Origin of the sequence: Actinomadura sp. NTSP31, from assembly GCF_041951385.1 — a bacterium.
GTDB classification, from domain to species: Bacteria; Actinomycetota; Actinomycetes; order Streptosporangiales; family Streptosporangiaceae; genus Spirillospora; species Spirillospora napierensis.
In genome coordinates this window covers 85,737-105,869 of sequence record NZ_JBGNUT010000033.1, presented here as the reverse complement: position 1 = coordinate 105,869, position 20,133 = coordinate 85,737, and the positions used below count along the sequence as shown (strand labels likewise).

Below are 20,133 nucleotides of genomic sequence, written 5' to 3'. Positions count from 1 at the left end.
CGCGCTGATGGCCGAAAGTTGCAAGACGCCTGGGCGGGCGGCGGCCACGCTGGAGGCATGGATCTGAACAAGGCCTCCGACTTCATGGCGACGCACGCCCGGCTCCTCGACCGGCGCCGCTTCGAACTGCTCACCGGTGAGGGCGACCGTGAGGCGGTGCTGTCCGCGCTGAACGCCTACCGCAATCCCGACGGCGGCTACGGCCACGGACTGGAGCCCGACCTGCGGTCGCGGACGAGCCAGCCGGGCCCGGCCCTGCACGCCTTCGAGGTGTTCGCCGAACTGGCGGCCGCCACCGCCCCGGAAGCGGTGGCGCTGTGCGACTGGCTGCAGGCGGTGGCGCTGCCGGACGGCGGCATCCCGTTCGGGCTGCGCGTCCCCGATCCGGCCGGGTGCGCCCCCTTCTGGGCGGGCGCCGACCCGGACGTCCCGTCGTTGCAGATCACCGCCGTGGTCGCCGCGATGGCGCAGCGCACCGCCGTCCACGACCCGGCGGTCGCCGCCCATCCGTGGCTCGCCCGCGCGACCCGCTTCTGCCTGGACGCCGCCCGCGCGAAGACCGACCTGCACGCGCTGGAACTGGCGTTCGCGCTGTGGCTGCTGGACGCCGTCCACGGCACCGAGCCCGAGGCCGCCGAACTCATCGCGCTGCTGGGTGAGCGCATCCCGCCGGACGGCCTCGTCCATGTCGCGGGCGGGCTGGAGGACGAGATGATGCGGCCCCTCGACTTCGCGCCCTACCCCGACACGCCCGTCCGGGCCCTGTTCGCCCCGGACGTCGTCGCGGCGGAGCTGGACCGGCTGGAGGCGCAGCAGGAGGACGACGGCGGCTGGAGGGTCGACTTCACCAACTACTCGCCCGCCGCCGAGCTGGAGTGGCGTGGCTATCAGACGGTGAAAGCCGTCTCGATCCTGCGTGCCAACGGGCGGGACTGACCGGCCGAGGCCGCCCGCGGCGCGTGAGGATCCGCCGTTCGTGGGAAGGGGTGGAGGGCCGCACCCGCGACGGACGGAGAGGGGAGCCGCATGCCGCCCAAGCCGACGGGGAACGTGCTGATCGTGGGGGCCGGCCCGACGGGGCTGCTGCTCGCGGGCGACCTGGCCTCCGCTGGCGTCGGCTGCACCGTGCTGGAGCGGCGCGAGGAGGAGACCGACAACCTCACCCGCGCGTTCGCGGTGCACGCGCGGACGCTGGAACTGCTGGACGCCCGCGGCGTCGCCGACGAACTGGTCGCCACGGGCGAGCGGGCCGGCGGGCTGCGGCTGCTGGGCGCGGCCGCGCTGGACCTGTCCCGGCTCCCGGGCCGCTTCCCGTACGTGCTGGTCACACCGCAGTACGAGACGGAACGGGTGCTGCGGCGGCGGGCCCTGGAGGCCGGCGCGGAGATCGTCCACGGCGCGGAGGCGACCGGCCTGCGGCAGGACGCCGAGGGCGTGGACGTCGACGTCCGCATGGCCGACGGCTCCACCACGACGCACCGCGCGTCCTACGTCGTCGGCGCCGACGGCGTCCGCAGCACCGTCCGCAAGGCGCTCGGGCTGCCCTTCCCCGGCCGGGCCGTGGTGCGCTCGGTGATGCTGGCGGACGTGCGGCTCGACGACGCGCCCGCCGAGATCCTCACCGCGGGAGCGACGGGGGACGCGTTCGCGTTCCTCGCGCCGTTCGGCGACGGCTGGTACCGGGTGATCGCCTGGAACCGCCGGCACCAGCCCCCGGACTCCGAACCGGTCGACTTCGGCGAGCTCCGCGACGTCGCGCGCCGCGCGCTCGGCTCCGACCACGGCATGCGCGACCCGCGCTGGACGTCCCGCTTCCACAGCGACGAGCGGCAGGTGCCGCGCTACCGGGCGGGGCGGGTGTTCCTCGCCGGCGACGCCGCCCACGTGCACTCCCCGGCGGGCGGCCAGGGCATGAACACCGGGATGCAGGACGCGGCGAACCTCGGCTGGAAGCTCGCCGCCGAACTGCGCGGCTGGGCGCCGTCCTGGCTGCTGGACAGCTACCACGAGGAGCGGTACCCGGTCGGCAGGCAGGTGCTGCGCGGCAGCGGGGCGCTGCTGAGCTTCGCGATGGTCGAGCCGCCGTGGCTGCGGCGGGCCCGCAGCGTCGGGGCCTGGGCGGCCACGCATGTCCGGCCGGTCGCGCGGCGGCTGGCGGGCGCCGTGTCCGGCATCGACATCGCCTATCCGGCGCCGCGCGGCGCGCACCGCCTCACCGGCATGCGCGCCCCGGACGTCCCGGTGGCGGGCGCCCCCGGGCGCCTGTACCGGCTGCTCGGCGACGGCCTGTTCGTGCTGGTGGTGGCCGCGAACGACCCGGCGGTCACCTACCTGGCGACCAAGCGGTGGGCCGGGCGGGTGCACTGCGCGCTCGCCGGCGGCGCGACCCGCACGACGGCGCTGGTCCGCCCGGACGGCTACATCGCGTGGGCGTGCGACGAGACCGCGCCGGACCGGCGGGCGGCGGCGATCCGGGAGGCGCTCGCGCACTGGTGCGGGCGGCCCGCCGACCGTCCGGCGCACGACCGGGGGCGGCCCGCCCACCCCCTCTAGACGATCCCGAGAAAGGCGAGGAGCGGAGGAACCGGCCATGGCAGACGGCACGGGAGGCCGTAACGTCGCCCGCAAACTGATCGGCTCGCACCTGGTGAGCGGCGAGATGGAGCCCGGCACCGAGATCGGGATCCGGATCGACCAGACCCTCACGCAGGACGCCACCGGCACGATGGTGATGCTGGAGCTGGAGGCGCTGGACCTGGACCGCGTCCGCACGGACGTGTCGGTGCAGTACGTCGACCACAACCTGCTGCAGGCCGACGAGCGCAATATGGCCGACCACATCTTCCTGCGGTCGGCGTGCCGCCGCTACGGCCTCTGGTACTCCAAGCCCGGCAACGGCGTCTCCCACCCGACGCACATGCAGCGGTTCGGTGTGCCCGGCGCCACGATGGTCGGCTCCGACTCCCACACCTGCGCGGCCGGGTCGCTCGGCATGCTCGCGATGGGCGTCGGCGGGCTGGAGGCCGCGATGGCGATGGCCGGCGAGCCGATCCACGTCACGATGCCGGAGATCTGGGGAATCCGGCTCAGCGGGGAACTGCCGCCGTGGGTCAGCGCCAAGGACGTCGTCCTGGAGATGCTGCGGCGGCACGGCGTCCGCGGCGGCGTCAACCGGATCATCGAGTACCACGGTCCCGGCCTGGCGTCGCTGACCGCGATGGACCGGCACGTCATCGCGAACATGGGCGCCGAGCTCGGCGCGACGACGACGGTGTTCCCGTCCGACGAGCGCGTCCTGGAGTTCCTGCGCGGCGAGGACCGCGAGGACGACTTCACCGAGATCGTCGCCGACCCGGACGCCTCCTACGACGTCACCGACGAGATCGACCTGCCGGCACTGGAGCCGCTGATCGCCCGGCCGTCCTCGCCGGGCGACGTGGTGCCGGTGCGGGAGGTGGCGGGGGAGGAGGTGCACCAGGTCGTGGTCGGATCGTCGGCGAACCCGGGGCTGCGCGACTTCGCGTCCGTCGCCGCGATCGTCAAGGGCCGCCAGGTGCATCCGCACGTGTCACTGGACGTGAACCCGACGTCCCGGCAGATCCTCGTCGACCTGACGAAGATGGGTGCCGCCACCGACCTCCTCCAGGCCGGCGCGCGGATCCACCAGGCCGGCTGCCTCGGCTGCATCGGCATGGGGCAGGCTCCCGCGATCGGCCGCAACAGCCTGCGGACGTTCCCGCGCAACTTCCCCGGCCGCTCCGGCACGGCCGACGACCGGGTCTGGCTGTGCTCGCCGGAGACCGCCGCGGCCGCCGCGCTCACCGGGAGGATCACCGACCCCCGCGACCTGGACCTGGACCTGGACCCGCCGGCCGTCCGGCTGCCCGCACGCTCCAGCGTCAACCTGGAGATGCTGGAGGCGCCGCTCCCCGAGGACGAGGCGCGCCGCGTCGAACTGGAGAAGGCGCCGAGCATCGGCGTCCTGCCCGAACTGGACCCGCTGCCGGACGACCTGGACGTCCCCGTCGTGATCAAGGTGGGGGACGACGTGTCCACCGACGAGATCCTCATGGCGGGCGCCCAGGCCCTCCCGTACCGCAGCGACATCGCGAAGCTGGCCGATTTCGCCTTCGTCCGCATCGACGAGGGCTACCCGGACCGGGCGCGGCAGGCCAGCGCGCACGCCGTCGTCGGCGGCCGCAACTACGGACAGGGCTCGTCCCGCGAGCACGCCGCGATCGCGCCGCGCCATCTCGGGCTCCGGCTCGTCCTCGCCCGCGGTTACGCGCGGATCCACTGGCAGAACCTGGTGAACTTCGGGATCCTGCCGCTGGAGTTCGCCGACGAGGCCGGCTACGACCGCGTCGAGCAGGGCGACCGGCTGCGGATCGAGGGCGTCCGCGACGCCCTGGAGAAGGGCACCGAGGTCGAGGTCCGCAACGTCACCAAGGACGAGACGTACCGCGCCCGGCACCGCCTGTCGCCCCGCCAGCGCGCCCTCGTCGCCGCCGGCGGCCAGATCCCCGCCCTGCGCGCCCGCACCCGCCGTTGAGTCGCGGCGAGCCGCCGCCGTGAGGTTTCTCACAACGACGGCCCGCCGCAGGTGAACGCCGCTCGGGCGGTGGTCAGAAGCGGCGGTTCTCGCGGCCGTAGCCGAGTTCCTCGGCGACGTCGGCGACGTTCTCGTACTCGCGGTCGGGGAGCGTCTCCAGCGCGCCGATCGCGTCGTCGTCCGCGCCCGCGCCGGAGGCGTGCGCCACCAGGTCGTCGGTGCGGGCCGGATAGCGGACGCCGGTGAGCATCCGGGCGAGGGCGCTGCGGCCCTCCACATCGCCCGCGCTCATCCCCGGCGGCGATCCCTCGCGCGGGTCGCCGGTCGCCGCGGTCGGATCCCAGGGCGCGTCATCGGAGTACGGCTCGGTCTCCTTGAAATCCTCGGCGTGGGTGGAGTGCCCGCCGCTGACCATGCCCTGCGTCTCGTGGCCGATCTCGTCGTCCACCCTGGGACCGTGCTTGTCGCTCTTGTCTGGCATGTTCGTCCTTCCTGCGCCTTGACAGGGACAAGCGTTCCCGGGCGGGCTCGTCTAAACAGCCGGCCGATCATCGGGGGCGCGGCGCGGTACGGTGTGGCGCATGCTGCCGGAGGAGGGCGTGAACGCCGTTCGGGTCGTGGTCGGGCTGCTCGTCCGGGGCGAGTACGAGGAACTGGAGACGCTGACCGACGCCCGCCGGCTCACCGCGGCGCAGCTCGCCGCGGCCCTCGAACGGCACGGGCGGGACCTGATCAGCCCGCCGGAGGCGGCGTTCCGCGAGATCGAGGCGGCGCCCGCGGTGCAGGAGCCGTCGGACGAGCGGGCCTTCCGCGTCGACTTCCCGCTCTGGACGGCCCAGGACGGCCGCTCGGACCTGACCCTCGGGCTCACGGTCGCCGAGGTGATGGAGGGCGTCTGGACGGTCGAGCTGCACGGCGTCCGCCGCGCGGCCGGCGGAACCGCCCACTGAGCCGCGCCGGGGCCCGTTCCAGCCAGGGAGGACGCGCAGTGGCGGCGCACATGACGCCGGAGGAGTTCCGCCGGTACGGCAGGCAGGTCATCGACTGGATCGCCGACTACCAGGAGACGATCGAGTCCTATCCCGTGCTGTCGCGGGCCCGCCCGGGCGACGTGCTGGCGAGCCTGCCCGCGCACCCGCCGGAGAAGGGCGAGGGGTTCGACGCCGTCCTCGCTGACATGGGCCGCGTCGTCATGCCCGGTGTCACCCACTGGCAGCACCCGGGCTTCTTCGCCTACTTCCCGAGCGGCGCCAGCGGCCCGTCGGTCCTCGGCGACCTGCTGTCGGCCGGGCTCGGCGTCCAGGGCATGCTGTGGGCGACGAGCCCCGCCTGCACCGAACTGGAGACGCGGGTGCTCGACTGGTTCGCCGAGCTGCTCGGCCTGCCCGAGCGGTTCCGCGGCGACGGCCCGGGCGGCGGCGTGATCCAGGATTCGGCGTCCGGTGCGGCGCTCGCCGCGATCCTCGCCGCCCTGCACCGCGCGGACGGCGGTGCCGCCGGACGCGACGGCATCACCCGGCGGCACACCCTCTACGTCAGTTCCCAGACGCACTCGTCGCTGGAGAAGGCCGCGCGGATCACCGGGATCGGGGCCGCGAACGTCCGCGTCGTGGACGTCGACCCGGCGACCCTGGCCATGGATCCCGCGCACCTCGACGCGCTGCTCACCGAGGACGCCGCCGCGGGCGCCGTTCCCGTGATGGTGTGCGCGACCATCGGCACCACGTCGACCACGGCGGTCGACCCGGTGCCCGCGATCGGCGAGGTCTGCCGCCGGCACGGCGTCTGGCTGCACGTGGACGCCGCGTACGCGGGCGTCGCGGCCGTCTGCCCCGAACTGCGCGGCATCAACGACGGCGTCGCCGAGCACGCCGACTCCTACGTCACCAACCCGCACAAATGGCTGCTCACCAACTTCGACTGCACCGCGATGTGGGTGGCCGACCGGGAACCGCTCGTGGGCGCGCTGTCGATCCTGCCGGAGTACCTGCGCAACCAGGCGTCCGAGTCCGGAGAGGTGATCGACTACCGCGACTGGCAGATCCCGCTGGGACGCCGGTTCCGGGCGCTGAAGCTCTGGTCGGTCATCCGGTGGTACGGGGCCGAGGGCCTGCGCGAGCACGTCCGGACCGGCGTACGGCTGGCGGCGGGCCTCGCGTCCCGGATCGCCGCCGACCCGGCGTTCGCGCTGCTGGAGGAGCCCCGGCTCAGCCTGGTGTGCTTTCGCCCGCGCTGGGACGGCCTGGACGGCGACGAGGCCGACGCGGCGACGCTGCGGCTGATGGACCGGCTCAACGCGTCCGGCGACCTCTACCTCACCCACACCAAGGCCGGCGGCCGGGTGCTGCTGCGCGTGGCGATCGGCGCCGCCGGCACCACCGACGCGCACATCGACGCGGCGTGGCGGCGGATCCGGGAGGAGGCCGCCGCCCTCGCCTGAGCCGAGGGCTTGGGCGGGGGTCAGCTCTGCGACAGGCGCATGACCCGCAGGATGCGCCGCGCCAGTGAGGCCGGCTCCGCCTCGGGCCGGTTCGCCTCGGGTGCGGCCTCGCCCGTTCCGGACGGTGCGGCGGCCCGGCGCGGCGGCTCGTCCGCCAGTTCGTAGTGGACCGGCAGCGCGCGCAGGCCGCGGATCAGCGGGGACGAGCGCCAGGCCAGCTGGTCCGGCGGCAGCGCCAGCCGCAGCCCGGCGAACCGCTCGAACAGCCGCTCCACCGCGATCGTGGTGACGGTGGTCGCCAGGTCGCGGCCGAGGCAGGCGTGCGGGCCCGCGCTCCACGCCAGGTGGGCCCGCGAGCTGTAGATCGCGTCGGGCGCGCTGTTCCCGGTGAACGCCGGGTCCAGGTGCGCGGCGGCGGGCGACACCATGACCGGGTCGCCGGCCGCGATCTGGAACCGGCCGACGCGCACGTCGGACCGGGGCCAGCGGAACGCCAGGTTCGCCATCGGCGGGTTGGCGGTCGACGCCCGGTTGATCGCCTCATGGATCAGCCCGGCGGACATGCTGGCGCGGGCGCCGGTCTCGCCGATCAGCACCTCGGTGACGGTGTTGCAGATCAGCGTGCCGGTGACGTCGCCGACCAGCCCGGTCATCATCGCCATCTCGCCGGTCAGCTCCTCGGCGGTCAGGTCGGGGACCGCCGCCAGCATGGCGGACGGCAGGTCCCGCCCGGGCGCGGTGGTGCGGGCGGCGCAGACCTCCGCCATCCTCGCCAGCAGCCGGGTGGACGCCTCCTGGGCGTCCGGCCCCGCGTCCAGCACCCGCCACAGGTCGACGAGCAGGCCGTCGTCCCCGTCCCCGCCCCCGTCGCCGGTGCCGAGCAGCCGCCCGACGACCATCAGCGGCAGGGGCCGCGCGTACTGCGCCGCCAGGTCGGCCTGGCCGGTGCGGCCGCCGTTCTCGGCCAGCACGTCGATCAGCTCGTCGGCGTACCGCCGGACCGCCTCCTCCAGCGCCTTGGCCTCCGGGCGGGTGCGGTCCTGGAACGGGCGCAGGCCCTCGCTCCAGGCGCTGCGCAGCCGGGTGGAGTCGGCGCCGTCGCGGAAGCCGCAGTTGTCGGACTCGACCACGGGCAGCATCGGCCAGTCCGCCGGGACCGTTCCCTCCCGGTAGGCGCGCCAGGTCTCCACCCGCCGGCTCCAGATGCCGCGGGCGTCGCGCAGGATGTCGAGCGTCTGCGGGTAGCCGATGACCAGCCACACGGGCACTCCGAGCACGTCCACCGGCGCGACGGGCCCGTACTCGGCGCGCAGCTTCTCGTAGAAGACGGCGGGACGCGCCTCGTAGTCGCTGTTGAGGAGCGGCCGGGCGGCCAGCGACTCCAGCGGCGGATGGGCGGGCGCGGCCTCGGCCTGCGGGATCTGGGGCTCCACGATCACAAACCATAGAGAGTTCCTCCCAGCCTGGCCGGTTGAAGGGGAAAACTCCCAAGTTGATCTTTCGGGCGGGTGCGGATCGCCGTCCGGTCCCCGGGTATGTGAGGCTAGGGGTGCCCCTTACAGAGCTGGAGGTCCGCATGGCCGACTCGGCAGCAGGAAGCGACGGCGGCGAGGACGAGGTGAAGCGCAGGTTCCGGGAGGCCCTGGAGCGCAAGCGCGGCGCCGCGGCCAAGAACGCCGGCGGGACGGGCCGGAACGGCTCGAAGGTGCGCGGCGTGCATGAGCGCGCCGACCACCAGCGCCAGTTCCGCCGCAAGAGCGGCTGACAGGACCGTCCGTAAAGCAGACCCCCGCGCGAAAGGCGCGGGGGTCGTTCCATGCCGGGAGCCGCCGGAACCGGCTCCGCGCCGGCCGGCCGTCAGCCCTTGTAGAGCTTCTTCTCGTAGACGGCGCCGTCGTAGCGCCGCTCCAGATCTTCGAGGCTCTCCTCGGTGTACTGGACGGCCTTGACCATCCGGGCGTGCGAGGGGAGCGTGTCCTCCGCCCACTCCTCGGGCCTCCACAGCTTCGAGCGCATCAGCGCCTTCGCGCAGTGGAAGAAGACCTGCTCGATGTCCACGACCAGCGCCAGCGACGGCCGGTGGCCCTTCACGACCATGTCGTCGAAGAAGGGCGCCTCCCGCACCAGCCGCGCCCGGCCGTTGATCCGCAGCGTCTCGCCCCGGCGCGGGACGAAGAAGATCAGCCCGACGTGCGGGTTGCTCAGCACGTTCATGAAGCCGTCCGCGCGGCGGTTGCCGGGCCGGTCCGGGATGGCGATCGTGGTGTCGTCGAGCACGTGCGCGAACCCGGGCGGGTCGCCCTTGGGGGAGACGTCGCAGGCGCCCTCCGCGTCGCTCGTGGCGATCAGGCAGAACGGGGACCGCGCCAGCCACTCCCGGTCCCAGGCGTGCAGCGTGACGCGCTCCTTGTCGATGGCCCGCCGCATCGGGGCGCCGAGCAGCTCGCGCAGCTCCTCGGGGGAGGTGATCTCGACCACTCCTGGGGCCTCGGTGGCCCTGGGGGTGCCGGTGGCCTCGGGGGCGAGCGTCATGCCGCTCCTTCCGCGGGGGGTTCGGAAGATCATCTTAATCTGCGGCGGAATCGGGCCCGGGGCCGGGGCGGGCGGCCGCGGCGGAACTCCTCGGCCGCCGGCCGGTGACTTTCCGGCCGGGCCGGGGTCAGTTCAGGTGGGGACGGTCCCCGGAAGGCGAGGGCGGGGATGAGCACGGTGGAGACGGTTGCGCTGCTCGAACGGTCCGTCGGCTACGCGCTCGGCGGGCTCGGCGACGTCACGGCCGCGGCACTGGGCCGGGCGACGCCGTGCCGCGGCTGGGACCTGGGGACGCTGCTTCTGCACACCGCCGACTCCCTGGACGCGCTGGTGGAGGCCGTCGACACCGGCTCGGTCCGGCTGCGTCCGGAGCCGCCGCCCGGCGGCCCGCCGTGGGACGATCCGGCCGCGGCGCTGGTGGCGGGGTTCCGGTCCGGGGCCGTCCGGCTCCTCGGCGCCTGGACGGCCGCCGACGACCGGCCCGTCACCGTCGGCGGGTGCGCGATGAGCGCGTGCATGGTCGCCATGACCGGCGCCATCGAGCTCGCCGTGCACGGGTGGGACATCGGCTGCGCCACCGGGAACCCGCGGCCCATCCCGGCCGCCCTCGCGAGCCTGCTGCTCGCCCCCGCCGCGGCGCTGGTCACCGACGCCACGCGTAGCGGGCTGTTCGCCCCCGCCGTTCCGCTGCCCGGCACCGCCGCCCCGGCCGACCAGTTGCTGGCCCACCTGGGCCGCGACCCCGCGCTCTTTCAGGCGCGCGGCGCGTAGCGGCGGACGCCGGCCTCCTCGTGGACGTCCAGGACGCCCTGGTCGGCCAGCACGTCCAGGTGCGCCTCGATCTCCAGCACGGCCAGCATCCGGCTGAAGGAGTCCAGGTCGGCGAGCGTGCGGCGGCGCCGCGTCCAGGTCATCGCCCCGGCGACCGCGAAGGCCGTCCCGTGGCCCGCGCGGACCTTCTCGGCGGCGGCGTCGAGGCGCGCCGCGTGGTGCTCCAGCAGCGCGTCGATCCGGGCGTGCGTGCTCGGCGTCACGGGGCCGTGCGCGGGCAGCAGCAGCGTGTCGGGCATGTCGCGGACGAGCCGCAGCGAGTCCAGGTAGCTGCGCAGCGGCCGCCGCTCCGGCTCGGCCTCCAGCCCGATCGACGGGCTGATGTGCGGCAGCACGTGGTCGCCGGCGAACAGCAGCCCCGCCGCCGCGTCCCGCAGCACCACGTGCCCGCGGGTGTGGCCGGGCGTGGCGAACACGTCCAGCCCGCGGCCCGTCAGCGCGACCCGCTCGCCGTCGTCAAGCCAGGCGTCCGGCGCGGTCAGCGGCGGCTCCGCGTCGGACGGGTCGTTTGGGATCGCGGCGATCTCGGCGGCCAGGTCCGCGGCGCCGCAGCGGCGGAGCATCTCGATCTGGCGCGCGTGCACGCCCCCGGGGGCGCCGGACGCCTCGATCGAGGGCCGCTCGCCGCGCCCGATCCGCACCCGCGTGCCGAACGAGCCGCGCAGCGCGAGCGCCTGCGAGTAGTGGTCCCGGTGCGCGTGCGTGACGAGGAACTGCGCCACGTCGTCGAGCCCGTGGCCGAGCGTGCGCAGCGCGCTCTCCAGGGCCGTCCGGCTGTCGGGCATCGCCCAGCCGGAGTCGACCAGGACCGGGCCGTCCGGGTCCTCGATGACGTAGACGTTGACGGCGTGCAGCGACGGGATCGGCAGCGCCAGCGGGATCCGGTGCACGCCGGGCGCCACCGGGTGGGCCCCCGGCTCGTACCATTCCGCCGCCTGTTCCACCACCGGTGCCGTCACCGCGCGCCCCCCGATTCTCGAATCGCGTTCTATTAGTGGAACTTACTTCATCCCGGAAACCGCCCGTGCCGCCGGGGTGCCGGCACCGGTCAGCCGTGCGCGGCGTCCCGCTCGGCGGCGCGCCGCGCCTCCTGCGCCGCCTTCCGCGCCTCCCGCGCCGCCTCCTCCGCGCGGGCCCGCGCCTGTTCGGCCCGCTCCGCCCGCCGCGCCGCCGAGTCCCGCTCCGCGGTGGCCCGCTCCAACTCGTGCCGCAACCGCCCCACCACGGCGGACGCGTCGTCCGCCGCCCGCTGCGCCGCGTCGGCGCGCTCAGCCTTGTCCGCCAGGGCCCGCTCCGCCTCGTCCGCCCGCCTGGCGAGGGTCTCCGCCCGCTTGGCGCGCGCCGCGCTCGTCCGCGTCACCTTCGGCCGCTCGGGTCTCTTCTCCGCCGGCGCGGCCTTCCTCTCGGCCCTCGGCTGCTTCTCGGCCTCCGGCTTCTGGCTGGGCTCGGGGGCGAGCGCGAACCCCGCCGGGACGAAACCGGTGTGGCTGCGCGGCTGCGGCAGCCGCCCTTCGCGCACCTCGGCCGCGATGTCCTCGTCCACCGTGGCCGCCTGCAAGGTGTCCTCCACCTCCCGGACGGCCTGGTCGCGCAGTGGACGCCCCCGCTCGCCCGCGAGGTCGCCGGCGCGGCGCAGCAGCACCGCCACCAGGCGGGCCCGCTGCTGCTCCAGGTCGCCGAGCCCGCCGCCCGAGCCCCACGCCTCGCGCATCCGCGCGCCGACCTCCAGGAGGCGGCCGAGATCGTCGGACGCCGACCGGGCCAGCAGGTTGACCGCCCACGCCGACAGCGTCGGCCGGCGCAGGCCGCCGATGCGCTTGGCGAGCGCGGCGTCGCCTTCCGCCTTGGCCTCGCGCGCCAGCCGCGTCCGGGTCGCCACGAACTCCTCCGGCACGACCCCGTACAGCTCGTCGGCCGCCGATGAGAACTCCACGCCCCTCTCCTACCCGCCCGGACGCGATGTCAGGGCGCAGGGCGCCCTCGACGAGAGCGAGGAGAGTGCTTATACTCGTAAGCGAATACTCGTAGACGAGGAGCACGATATGGCGAAGCGGCGGAAGGTGAGCAACCTGCTGGGGCTCGCCGTGCTGTCGACGGTCTCCGCCAGGCCGATGCACCCGTACGAGATGGCCTCGCTGATGAAGGCGCGCGGCAAGGACCACGACATGGACATCAAGTGGGGCTCGCTCTACACGGTCGTCCGGAACCTGGAGAAGCACGGCTTCCTGGCGGTGGAGGGCAGCGTCCGCGACGGCGCCCGTCCCGAACGCACCGTCTACCGGATCACCGAAGCCGGCCGCGACGAGCTGGCCGACTGGGTGCGGGAGCTGATCGAGGTCCCCGAGACCGAGCACCGCCGGCTCGAGGCCGGGCTGTCGGTGCTCGGCGCGCTCGGCCCCGACGAGACCGCCGAGCTGCTGTCCCGCCGCCTCGACGCGCTGGAGAAGCGGATCGCGGACGACCGCGCCGCGCTCGCCGCGGCGACCGAGGTGCCGCGCGTCTTCCTCCTGGAGGCCGACTACGCCCTGGCCATCCTGCGGGCGGAGGCGGACTGGGTGCGGGCCTTCCTCGGCGAGATCACCGGCGGCACGCTGGAGGGCCTGGCGATGTGGCGCGCGTTCCACGACACCGGCCGCGTCCCGCCCGAGATCGCCGAACTCGCGGAAAGGGGTGCCACCGAGAGCTGAGCACGGCCCGGCGGCGGTGCTGCAACACCGCCGCCGGGACCGCGGAACCCACCACGCAAACCGCTCGGCGGAGCGGCCCGGCGGCGAGACCTCGCAGCCAGCCTATCCGGGACGCCCCGCCGCGCACGTCACGCCGCATGGAGGCGACCATGGCGCACGCCATCGAGGCCGACCGATTGGTCAAGCGTTACCCCGGCGACGTCCGGGCCCTGGACGGGCTGTCCGTCACCGTCGGCCGGGGCGAGATCCTCGGCCTGCTCGGCCCGAACGGGGCGGGCAAGTCCACCACCGTCAAGATCCTCACCACGCTGGTCCGGCCGGACGCGGGCGCCGCGTCCGTCGCCGGGCACGACGTCCTGCGCCGCCCGGACCGGGTGCGGCGCCTCATCGGGGTCGTGTCGCAGCGGTCCGGCGCCGACCCCGACGCCGGAGGCCGCGCGAACCTGGTCCTGCAAGGGCGGCTCTACGGGATGGCCGGCGCGGACGTGCGCCGCCGCGCCGAGGAGCTGCTCGACCGCTTCGGCCTGCGGGACGCCGCGTCCCGCCCGGTCAAGACCTACTCGGGCGGGATGCGGCGGCGGCTGGACGTGGCGCTCGGCCTCGTCCACCGGCCGCAGGTGCTGTTCCTCGACGAGCCGACCACCGGGCTCGACCCCGAGGCCCGCGCGTCGATGTGGGCGGAGATCGCCCGGCTGGCCGGCGACGACGCGCTCGCGATCCTGCTGACCACGCACTACCTGGACGAGGCCGACCGGCTCGCCCGGCGGCTGGCGATCGTCGACCGCGGCCGGGTCGTCGCCGAGGGCACGCCCGACGCGCTCAAGGGCGAGCTGCGCGGCGACGCCGTCCACCTGGAGTGGCGCGAGGCGCCGGACGGGGCGCGGGTGCGCGCGGCACTCGGCCGGCTGCCCGGCGTCCGCGACATCGTGCTGGACGGCCCGCGGCTCAGCGCGCGGACCGACGACGGCGCCTCCGCCGTTCCCGCCGTCCTGGCCGCCCTCGACCAGGCGGGCGTGCCGGCGTCGGCGGCGACGGTGGCGCGGCCGTCGCTGGACGACGTCTACCTGCGCTATGCCGGACGCCGGTTCGCGCAGGCCGACGGCGCGCAGGCCGACGGCGGCCGGGGCGCGGCGCCCGAGCCCGTGGCGCCGGGAGGTGCGCGATGAGCGGGCTCCTCGCCGGCACGTGGTGGATGACGCGGCGCCGCCTGGCGGCGCTGGCCCGCAACCCGGCCGTCCTGGTCATGACGCTCGTCCAGCCGATGATCTGGCTCTTCCTGTTCGGCGAGCTGTTCAGGCGGGTCGTCGAGCTGCCGGGCTTCGGCGCGCCGTCCTACCTCGACTACCTCGTCCCCGGCGTCGTGGTCATGAACGCGGTGTCGCTGAACTCGTTCGCCGGGATGGCCACGATGGACGAGATCGAGCGCGGGACGCTGAACCGGTTCCTGGTGACGCCGGTGCGGCGCAGCGCGATCGCGAACGCGGGGGTGATCGAGCAGGCGCTCAGCACGGCGTTCCAGTCCATGGTGATCATCGCGCTGGGCCGGGCGGCGGGCGCGCGCTACCCCGGCGGCGCCGGCGGGCTCGCCGCGCTGGTCGCCGCGGCGGTGCTGGTCGGCGTCGTGCTCGCGGCGCTGTCCAACACGCTCGCCCTGCTGCTGCGCGACCGCAACACCATCATCGGGCTGAACGTGATGCTGCTGCTCCCGCTGACGTTCCTGTCGTCGGCGTTCATGGCGAAGGGCCTGATGCCGGCCTGGATCCGGCACGTGGCGGCGTTCAACCCGGTGAGCTGGGCGCTGGACGCCGGACGCGCCGCGATGGCCGGCGACCCGGACTGGGGGTCGGCGGCCATGCACGGCGGATGGCTGCTGGTCCTGACCGTCCTCGCCGTCGCGCTCGCGATCTTCTCTTTCCGCAGCTACCAGAAGTCGCAGTGACCCGGCGCGCGTCGAGTGCTCGGCGCGCGTCCAGGGCTCAGCGCGTGTCGAGGAAGCGGTCGAGGACCCGGGTGCCGAACGCCAGGCCGTCCACCGGGACCCGCTCGTCCACGCCGTGGAACATGCCGAAGTAGTCCAGCTCCGGCCCGAGCAGCAGCGGCGCGAACCCGAAGCTCGTGATCCCGATCCGGTTGAACGACTTGGCGTCGGTGCCGCCCGCCATCACGTACGGGACGGGCCGGGCGAGCGGATCCTCGGCGCGCAGCGACCCGGCGAGCGCGGCGAACGTCGCGCCCGCCGGGTCCGCCGCGGGGGCCTCCTCGTGGTTGATGAACTCCCGGCTGACCTTGGGGCCGAGCAGCCGGTCGATGGTGGCGAGGAACTCCTCGCCGGTGCCGGGCAGGTAGCGGCCGTCCACCTGCGCGGACGCGACGCCCGGCACCACGTTCACCTTGTAGCCGGCGTCCAGCCGCGTCGGGTTCGCCGAGTTGCGGACCGTCCCGGCGAACAGGTGCCCGGTCCGCCCGAGCCGCACCGCCTCCTCGTCGAGACGGTCGTGGTCGATGGTGGTGCCGAGGGCGTCGGCCAGGCCGTCCAGCAGCGCCCGCACGCCGGGGGTGAGCCGCACCGGCCACTCGTGGGAAGCGATCCGCGACACCGCGTGCGCGATCTCCGCGACGGCGTTGTCCGGCGCCGGCTTGGAGCCGTGCCCGGCCGCGCCGCGCGCCGTCAGCCGCATCCAGGCGGTGCCGCGCTCGCCGGTGGCGATCGGGTAGACGCGGGCGCCGCCGGCGTCCACGCTGAACCCGCCCGACTCGCTGATCGCCTCGGTGCAGCCCGTGAAGTACTCGCGGTGCTCGCGCGCCACGTACCGGGAGCCGTACTCGCCGGTGCACTCCTCGTCGGCGAGGAACGCCAGCACCAGGTCGCCGCGCGTGCGGCGGCCCGCGCGCAGCCGCGCCCGGACGGTCGCGAGCGTCATCGCGAGGCTGCCCTTCATGTCGACGGCGCCGCGTCCCCACACGCACCCGTCGCGCACCTCGCCGGAGAACGGCGGGACCGTCCACTCGGACGGCTCGGCGGGGACGACGTCGAGGTGCCCGTGGATCAGGAACGCCGGGTGCGACGGGTCGGTGCCGGGGATCCGGGCGAGCACGCTGGCGCGCCCCGGCGCCGACTCCACGATGTCGGCCGCGACGCCGGCCTCGTCCAGCAGCGCGGCGACGTGCTCGGCGGCGGGCCGCTCCGGCCGCGCCACGCCCTCGCCCTGGTTGGTGGTGTCGAAGCGGATGAGGTCGGCGCAGATCGCCGCCGCCTCCGCACCCGCGTCCCCGCCGCTATCGCTCCCGGTCCGGGGCGTCCCCGTCCCCGTCGTCCCCGCCGCCTGCCGAGTCACCCTGGGGCCCCCTTCCGCAAGAAGGCTTACTTTTCTCCTGCCGCCGACCTGCGTCAACGGTTGATCAACAAGTCTCGATCCGGTTTCGACTCGGTCAGCGCCATACCGAAAGCGGCGCGCCGGTACGACGCTGCCACCAACCTGAAGTGCGGCGGGCGGTCCGGGCCCGGCGCACGAGGGGACAGCACGAGGAGGAGCATGACCAGCCTCAGGGACGCGGGACCGCGCAAGGGCGGGCGCGGGAAGGTCGCGGCGCTCGCCGCGGTGGCGCTGGCGGCCTCGCTCGGCCTGTCGGCCTGCGGAGGGGGCGGGGGCAAGAGCGACGGGGTGTTCACCGCCGGCCACTCCGAGCCCGACCACATGGTCCCGGCCAACACCACGAGCAGCTACTCCTTCGACGTGCTCAGCGGCCTGTTCGACAACCTGGAGGGCCTCACCAAGGAAGGCAAGCCCTACAACCTGGCCGCCGAGTCCATCACCTCGAGCGACCAGAAGGTGTGGACGATCAAGATCCGCGGCGGCCAGAAGTTCCACAACGGCGAGCCCGTCACCGCCGAGAGCTTCGCCGACGCCTGGAACAACGGCGCCTACGGGCCCAACGCCTACTCCGCCAACGACTACTTCTCGCACATCCAGGGGTACGACGCGATGAACCCCGAGGACGAGAAGGCCAAGCCGAAGGCGGACAAGCTCTCCGGCCTCCAGGTCGTGGACCCCGCGACCCTGAAGGTGACGCTCACCGCGCCGTTCAACCAGTTCCCGCTGCTGCTGACCTACCCGGCGTTCGCGCCGATGCCGAAGGCCGGGCTGCAGGACCTCAAGTCCTTCGAGAACCATCCCATCGGCAACGGCCCGTACATGATGAGCGGGAACTGGGAACGCAACAGGCAGATCAAACTCGTCCCGTTCCCCGGTTACACCGGGCCGCGCAAGCCGAAGAACAAGGGCGTGATCTGGAAGAGCTACTCCAGCGCCGACAGCGCCTACACCGACCTGCGCGCCGGCAAGATCGACGTGCTGCAGACGATCCCGGCCGCGAAGGTGCCCGAGGCCAAGCGGCTGCTCGGCGACCGGTTCCTGCCCCGCAAGATGGGCACGATCGACTACCTCGGCTTCCCGCTGTGGGACAAGCGGTTCGCGAACCCGGACCTGCGCAAGGCCATCTCGATGGTCATCGACCGGCAGGGCGTCAACAAGGCCGTCTACAACGGCGACTACTTCCCGGCCGACTCGCTGCTGCCCTCCATCATCGAGGGGCACCGCGCGAACGCGTGCGGCGAGCTGTGCACCTACGACCCGGCGAAGGCCAAGGCGCTGTACGACAAGGCCGGCGGGTTCAAGGGGACGATGGAGCTGTACTTCTCCAACGCGCAGCCCACCTACTACCAGTGGATGCAGATCGTCGCGAACTCGCTGAAGCAGAACCTCGGCATCCAGGACATCCAGTTCCGGCAGGTCCCCGCCTCCGACTACTTCTCGATGCTGAACAAGCGCGAGGAGAAGGGCCCGTACCGGCAGAACTGGGAGGCCGACTACCCGAGCGCCCAGAACTACCTCGAGAACATGTGGGCCTCGTACGCCAACCGGATGGGCTGGAAGAGCAAGGAGTTCGACGACCTCATCGCCAAGGCGAACGCCTCCGCCGACCAGCAGCAGGCGCTGCAGTTCTACAACCAGGCCGAGGACGTCGCCATCCGCGAGATGCCGATGATCCCGCTGTGGACGTGGGCGGGCCAGGGCGGCCGCTCCAGCCACGTGGACAACGTCACCATCACGGCGTGGTCCACCGGCCTGGTCGTCAACGAAGTGACGGTGAAGTAACCGGCGATGTGGCGCTACGTCCTGCGGCGGCTCCTCCAGGCGATCCCCGTCTTCATCGGGACCACCCTGCTCATCTACGCGATGGTGTTCGCGTTGCCGGGCGACCCGATCCAGGCGCTCGCCGGGGACAAGCCCATCCCCGCGAACGTCCTGGACACGCTGCGGGAGCGCTACAACCTGAACGACCCGCTGCTGGTGCAGTACGGCAAGTACATGTGGGGTCTGGTCCAGGGCAACCTGGGGGAGAACTACGACGGGCAGAAGGTCGCGGACATGCTCGGCGGGCGCTGGACGGTGACCGCGCAGCTCGCGCTCACCGCCTGGATCTTCGAGCTGGTCATCGGCATCCTCCTCGGCGTGTGGGCCGGGCTGCGCCGCGGCAGGGTCGCCGACACGCTGGTGCTCGGCGGCACCACGCTGCTGATCGCCGTGCCGGTGTTCGTGCTCGGCTACACCGCGCAGATCCTGTTCGGCCTGCACTGGAAGATCTTCCCGACGGCCGGGACCGACGAGGGCTGGCCGATGAGCTACCTGCTGCCCGGCATCGTGCTCGGCTCGCTCGGCCTGTCGTACGTGGCCCGGCTGACCAGGACGAGCCTCGCCGAGAACCTGCGCGCCGACTACGTCCGCACCGCCAACGCCAAGGGCCTGTCGCGGGCGCGGGTCGTCGGCCGGCACGCGCTGCGCAACTCGCTGATCCCGGTCGTCACCTACCTCGGCGTCGACTTCGGGAACCTGATGGGCGGCGCGATCGTGACCGAGGGCATCTTCAACCTGCCGGGCATCGGGCAGCAGGTGTTCCAGTCCATCCAGCTGAAGGAGGGGCCGGTGGTGGTCGGCGCGGTCACCGTGCTGGTGCTGATCTTCCTGCTGGTCAACCTGGTCGTGGACCTGCTGTACGGGCTGCTGGACCCGCGGATCAGGTACGAGTGACGAGCGACCCGGAGGGGCATTGAAGACGATCGACCCGGGCGCGGCCGACCCCGGCCCGCCCGGCGCGGAACCGGATCCGGCCGGTGTCGGCGCGGGCGCGGGCGCGCCGGGCACCTCCGCGGCGGCCGTCGCGGTCGCCGGCGGGCAGCTCGGCCGGGCGTCGCTGTGGGACGACGCGTGGCGCGACCTGCGGCGCCGCTGGGTGTTCTGGGCCTCGTCGGCGTTCCTGCTGCTCGTCGCGCTGATGGCGGCGGTGCCGCGGCTGTTCACGAGCACGGGCGTGAACGAGGGCTGCGACCCGAACGACGCCAAGCTCGGCCCGTCCGGAGCGCACTGGTTCGGCACCGACCTCGCCGGCTGCGACTACTACGCGCACGTGGTGCACGGCGCCCGCCCGACGCTGCTGATCGGCGTCGCGGTCACCCTGTTCGCGTTCGCGATCGCGCTGGTGTTCGGGATGCTGGCCGGCTACTACGGCGGGGTCCTCGACGCGCTGATCGCCCGGCTCACCGACGTGTTCTTCGGGCTGCCGTTCGTGCTCGGCGCGACCGTCATCCTGGTCGCCTTCCCCAGCCACGGCGTCGGCGCGATGACGCTGGTGCTGGTGCTGCTCGGCTGGACCACGATGATCCGGATCATGCGGGCGCAGGTGATCGCCGTGCGGGACGCCGACTACGTGCAGGCCGCGCGGCTGCTCGGCGCGTCCGACCGGCGGATCATGGCCCGGCACATCCTGCCGAACGCGATCGCGCCGGTGATCGTGGTCGCCACCCTCAACGTCGGCAACGTGATCGCCGGCGAGGCGACGCTGGACTTCCTCGGCGTCGGCCTGCAGTACCCGAAGGTCTCCTGGGGCCTGCAGCTGAACCTGGCGCAGGACTCCTTCGTCGACCACCCGCATCTGCTGATCTTCCCCGCGGTGTTCCTGTCGGCCACCGTGCTGAGCTTCCTGATGCTCGGCGACGCGGCCCGCGACGCCCTCGACCCGAAACTGCGGTGAGC

19 protein-coding genes are annotated in these 20,133 nt (G+C 73.8%); 13 read left to right on the top strand and 6 right to left on the bottom strand.

Annotated features, from left to right (window positions below; translation table 11 throughout):
- The first annotated feature begins 57 nt into the window (after positions 1 to 57).
- The 3 genes from ACA514_RS39500 (at position 58) to ACA514_RS39490 (ending at position 4,552) form a co-directional block, all read left to right on the top strand.
- On the top strand, positions 58 to 936 hold the full coding sequence (locus ACA514_RS39500; RefSeq protein WP_375046420.1) for a hypothetical protein: 879 nt from the start codon (positions 58 to 60) through the stop codon (positions 934 to 936).
- 90 nt (positions 937 to 1,026) lie between these two features.
- The gene (locus ACA514_RS39495) at positions 1,027 to 2,553 is read left to right on the top strand and encodes an FAD-dependent monooxygenase (RefSeq protein WP_375046419.1); all 1,527 of its coding nucleotides are present in this window, start codon (positions 1,027 to 1,029) and stop codon (positions 2,551 to 2,553) included.
- Positions 2,554 to 2,590: 37 nt separating this feature from the next.
- Entirely contained in the window at positions 2,591 to 4,552 is a 1,962-nt protein-coding gene (locus tag ACA514_RS39490; RefSeq protein WP_375046418.1) for an aconitate hydratase, read from the top strand.
- Positions 4,553 to 4,625: 73 nt separating this feature from the next.
- On the opposite strand, the gene ACA514_RS39485 is transcribed toward ACA514_RS39490, so the two are convergent.
- On the bottom strand, positions 4,626 to 5,033 hold the full coding sequence (locus tag ACA514_RS39485) for a DUF2795 domain-containing protein (RefSeq protein WP_375046417.1): 408 nt from the start codon (positions 5,031 to 5,033) through the stop codon (positions 4,626 to 4,628).
- A gap of 100 nt (positions 5,034 to 5,133) precedes the next feature.
- On the opposite strand from ACA514_RS39485, the gene ACA514_RS39480 reads away from it, so the two are divergent.
- Both ACA514_RS39480 and ACA514_RS39475 read left to right on the top strand, forming a co-directional pair.
- Positions 5,134 to 5,502: a hypothetical protein gene (locus ACA514_RS39480; RefSeq protein ID WP_375046416.1), complete on the top strand. Its 369-nt coding sequence runs from the start codon at positions 5,134 to 5,136 to the stop codon at positions 5,500 to 5,502.
- 38 nt (positions 5,503 to 5,540) lie between these two features.
- Positions 5,541 to 6,992, top strand: coding sequence for an aminotransferase class I/II-fold pyridoxal phosphate-dependent enzyme (locus ACA514_RS39475; RefSeq protein WP_375046415.1), 1,452 nt, complete (start codon positions 5,541 to 5,543; stop codon positions 6,990 to 6,992).
- A 20-nt stretch (positions 6,993 to 7,012) separates the two neighbouring features.
- On the opposite strand, the gene ACA514_RS39470 is transcribed toward ACA514_RS39475, so the two are convergent.
- The gene (locus tag ACA514_RS39470; RefSeq protein ID WP_375046414.1) at positions 7,013 to 8,425 is read right to left on the bottom strand and encodes a cytochrome; all 1,413 of its coding nucleotides are present in this window, start codon (positions 8,423 to 8,425) and stop codon (positions 7,013 to 7,015) included.
- 143 nt (positions 8,426 to 8,568) lie between these two features.
- Between ACA514_RS39470 and ACA514_RS39465 the strand changes: the two genes are divergently transcribed.
- Positions 8,569 to 8,757, top strand: coding sequence for a DUF5302 domain-containing protein (locus ACA514_RS39465; protein ID WP_375046413.1), 189 nt, complete (start codon positions 8,569 to 8,571; stop codon positions 8,755 to 8,757).
- Between the two features lie 92 nt (positions 8,758 to 8,849).
- On the opposite strand, the gene ACA514_RS39460 is transcribed toward ACA514_RS39465, so the two are convergent.
- Positions 8,850 to 9,524, bottom strand: a complete 675-nt coding sequence (locus ACA514_RS39460; RefSeq protein ID WP_375046412.1) for a pyridoxamine 5'-phosphate oxidase family protein — start codon at positions 9,522 to 9,524, stop codon at positions 8,850 to 8,852.
- Between the two features lie 168 nt (positions 9,525 to 9,692).
- Here ACA514_RS39460 and ACA514_RS39455 point away from each other — a divergent pair, with 168 nt between their 5' ends.
- Positions 9,693 to 10,295 carry a TIGR03086 family metal-binding protein gene (locus ACA514_RS39455; RefSeq protein WP_375046411.1) on the top strand — a complete coding sequence of 201 codons (603 nt, stop codon included), beginning with the start codon at positions 9,693 to 9,695 and terminating at the stop codon, positions 10,293 to 10,295.
- Here ACA514_RS39455 and ACA514_RS39450 read toward each other — a convergent pair.
- The gene (locus ACA514_RS39450; protein WP_375046410.1) at positions 10,277 to 11,314 is read right to left on the bottom strand and encodes an MBL fold metallo-hydrolase; all 1,038 of its coding nucleotides are present in this window, start codon (positions 11,312 to 11,314) and stop codon (positions 10,277 to 10,279) included. The genes ACA514_RS39455 and ACA514_RS39450 overlap by 19 nt on opposite strands.
- An 89-nt stretch (positions 11,315 to 11,403) precedes the next feature.
- Positions 11,404 to 12,288 carry a hypothetical protein gene (locus ACA514_RS39445; protein WP_375046409.1) on the bottom strand — a complete coding sequence of 295 codons (885 nt, stop codon included), beginning with the start codon at positions 12,286 to 12,288 and terminating at the stop codon, positions 11,404 to 11,406.
- Between the two features lie 109 nt (positions 12,289 to 12,397).
- On the opposite strand from ACA514_RS39445, the gene ACA514_RS39440 reads away from it, so the two are divergent.
- The 3 genes from ACA514_RS39440 (at position 12,398) to ACA514_RS39430 (ending at position 14,981) form a co-directional block, all read left to right on the top strand.
- The gene (locus tag ACA514_RS39440; RefSeq protein WP_375046408.1) at positions 12,398 to 13,042 is read left to right on the top strand and encodes a PadR family transcriptional regulator; all 645 of its coding nucleotides are present in this window, start codon (positions 12,398 to 12,400) and stop codon (positions 13,040 to 13,042) included.
- A 149-nt stretch (positions 13,043 to 13,191) separates the two neighbouring features.
- Positions 13,192 to 14,208, top strand: a complete 1,017-nt coding sequence (locus ACA514_RS39435; RefSeq protein WP_375046407.1) for an ATP-binding cassette domain-containing protein — start codon at positions 13,192 to 13,194, stop codon at positions 14,206 to 14,208.
- On the top strand, positions 14,205 to 14,981 hold the full coding sequence (locus ACA514_RS39430) for an ABC transporter permease (protein ID WP_375046406.1): 777 nt from the start codon (positions 14,205 to 14,207) through the stop codon (positions 14,979 to 14,981). Before ACA514_RS39435 ends, ACA514_RS39430 begins: the two co-directional genes overlap by 4 nt.
- A gap of 37 nt (positions 14,982 to 15,018) precedes the next feature.
- Here the strand turns inward: ACA514_RS39430 and ACA514_RS39425 are convergent, their stop codons facing one another.
- Entirely contained in the window at positions 15,019 to 16,377 is a 1,359-nt protein-coding gene (locus ACA514_RS39425; protein WP_375046405.1) for a M20/M25/M40 family metallo-hydrolase, read from the bottom strand.
- A gap of 198 nt (positions 16,378 to 16,575) precedes the next feature.
- Between ACA514_RS39425 and ACA514_RS39420 the strand changes: the two genes are divergently transcribed.
- Genes ACA514_RS39420 through ACA514_RS39410 form a run of 3 tightly spaced genes read left to right on the top strand, consistent with a single transcriptional unit; the run spans position 16,576 to position 20,131 of the window.
- Complete coding sequence (locus ACA514_RS39420; RefSeq protein ID WP_375046404.1) at positions 16,576 to 18,198, top strand: ABC transporter substrate-binding protein; 1,623 nt, start codon at positions 16,576 to 16,578, stop codon at positions 18,196 to 18,198.
- A 6-nt stretch (positions 18,199 to 18,204) separates the two neighbouring features.
- Positions 18,205 to 19,131 (top strand): ABC transporter permease, encoded by a 927-nt coding sequence (locus tag ACA514_RS39415; protein WP_375046403.1) that lies wholly within the window; start codon positions 18,205 to 18,207, stop codon positions 19,129 to 19,131.
- Positions 19,132 to 19,150: 19 nt separating this feature from the next.
- Positions 19,151 to 20,131, top strand: coding sequence for an ABC transporter permease (locus ACA514_RS39410; RefSeq protein ID WP_375046402.1), 981 nt, complete (start codon positions 19,151 to 19,153; stop codon positions 20,129 to 20,131).
- The last annotated feature ends 2 nt before the right edge of the window (positions 20,132 to 20,133 follow it).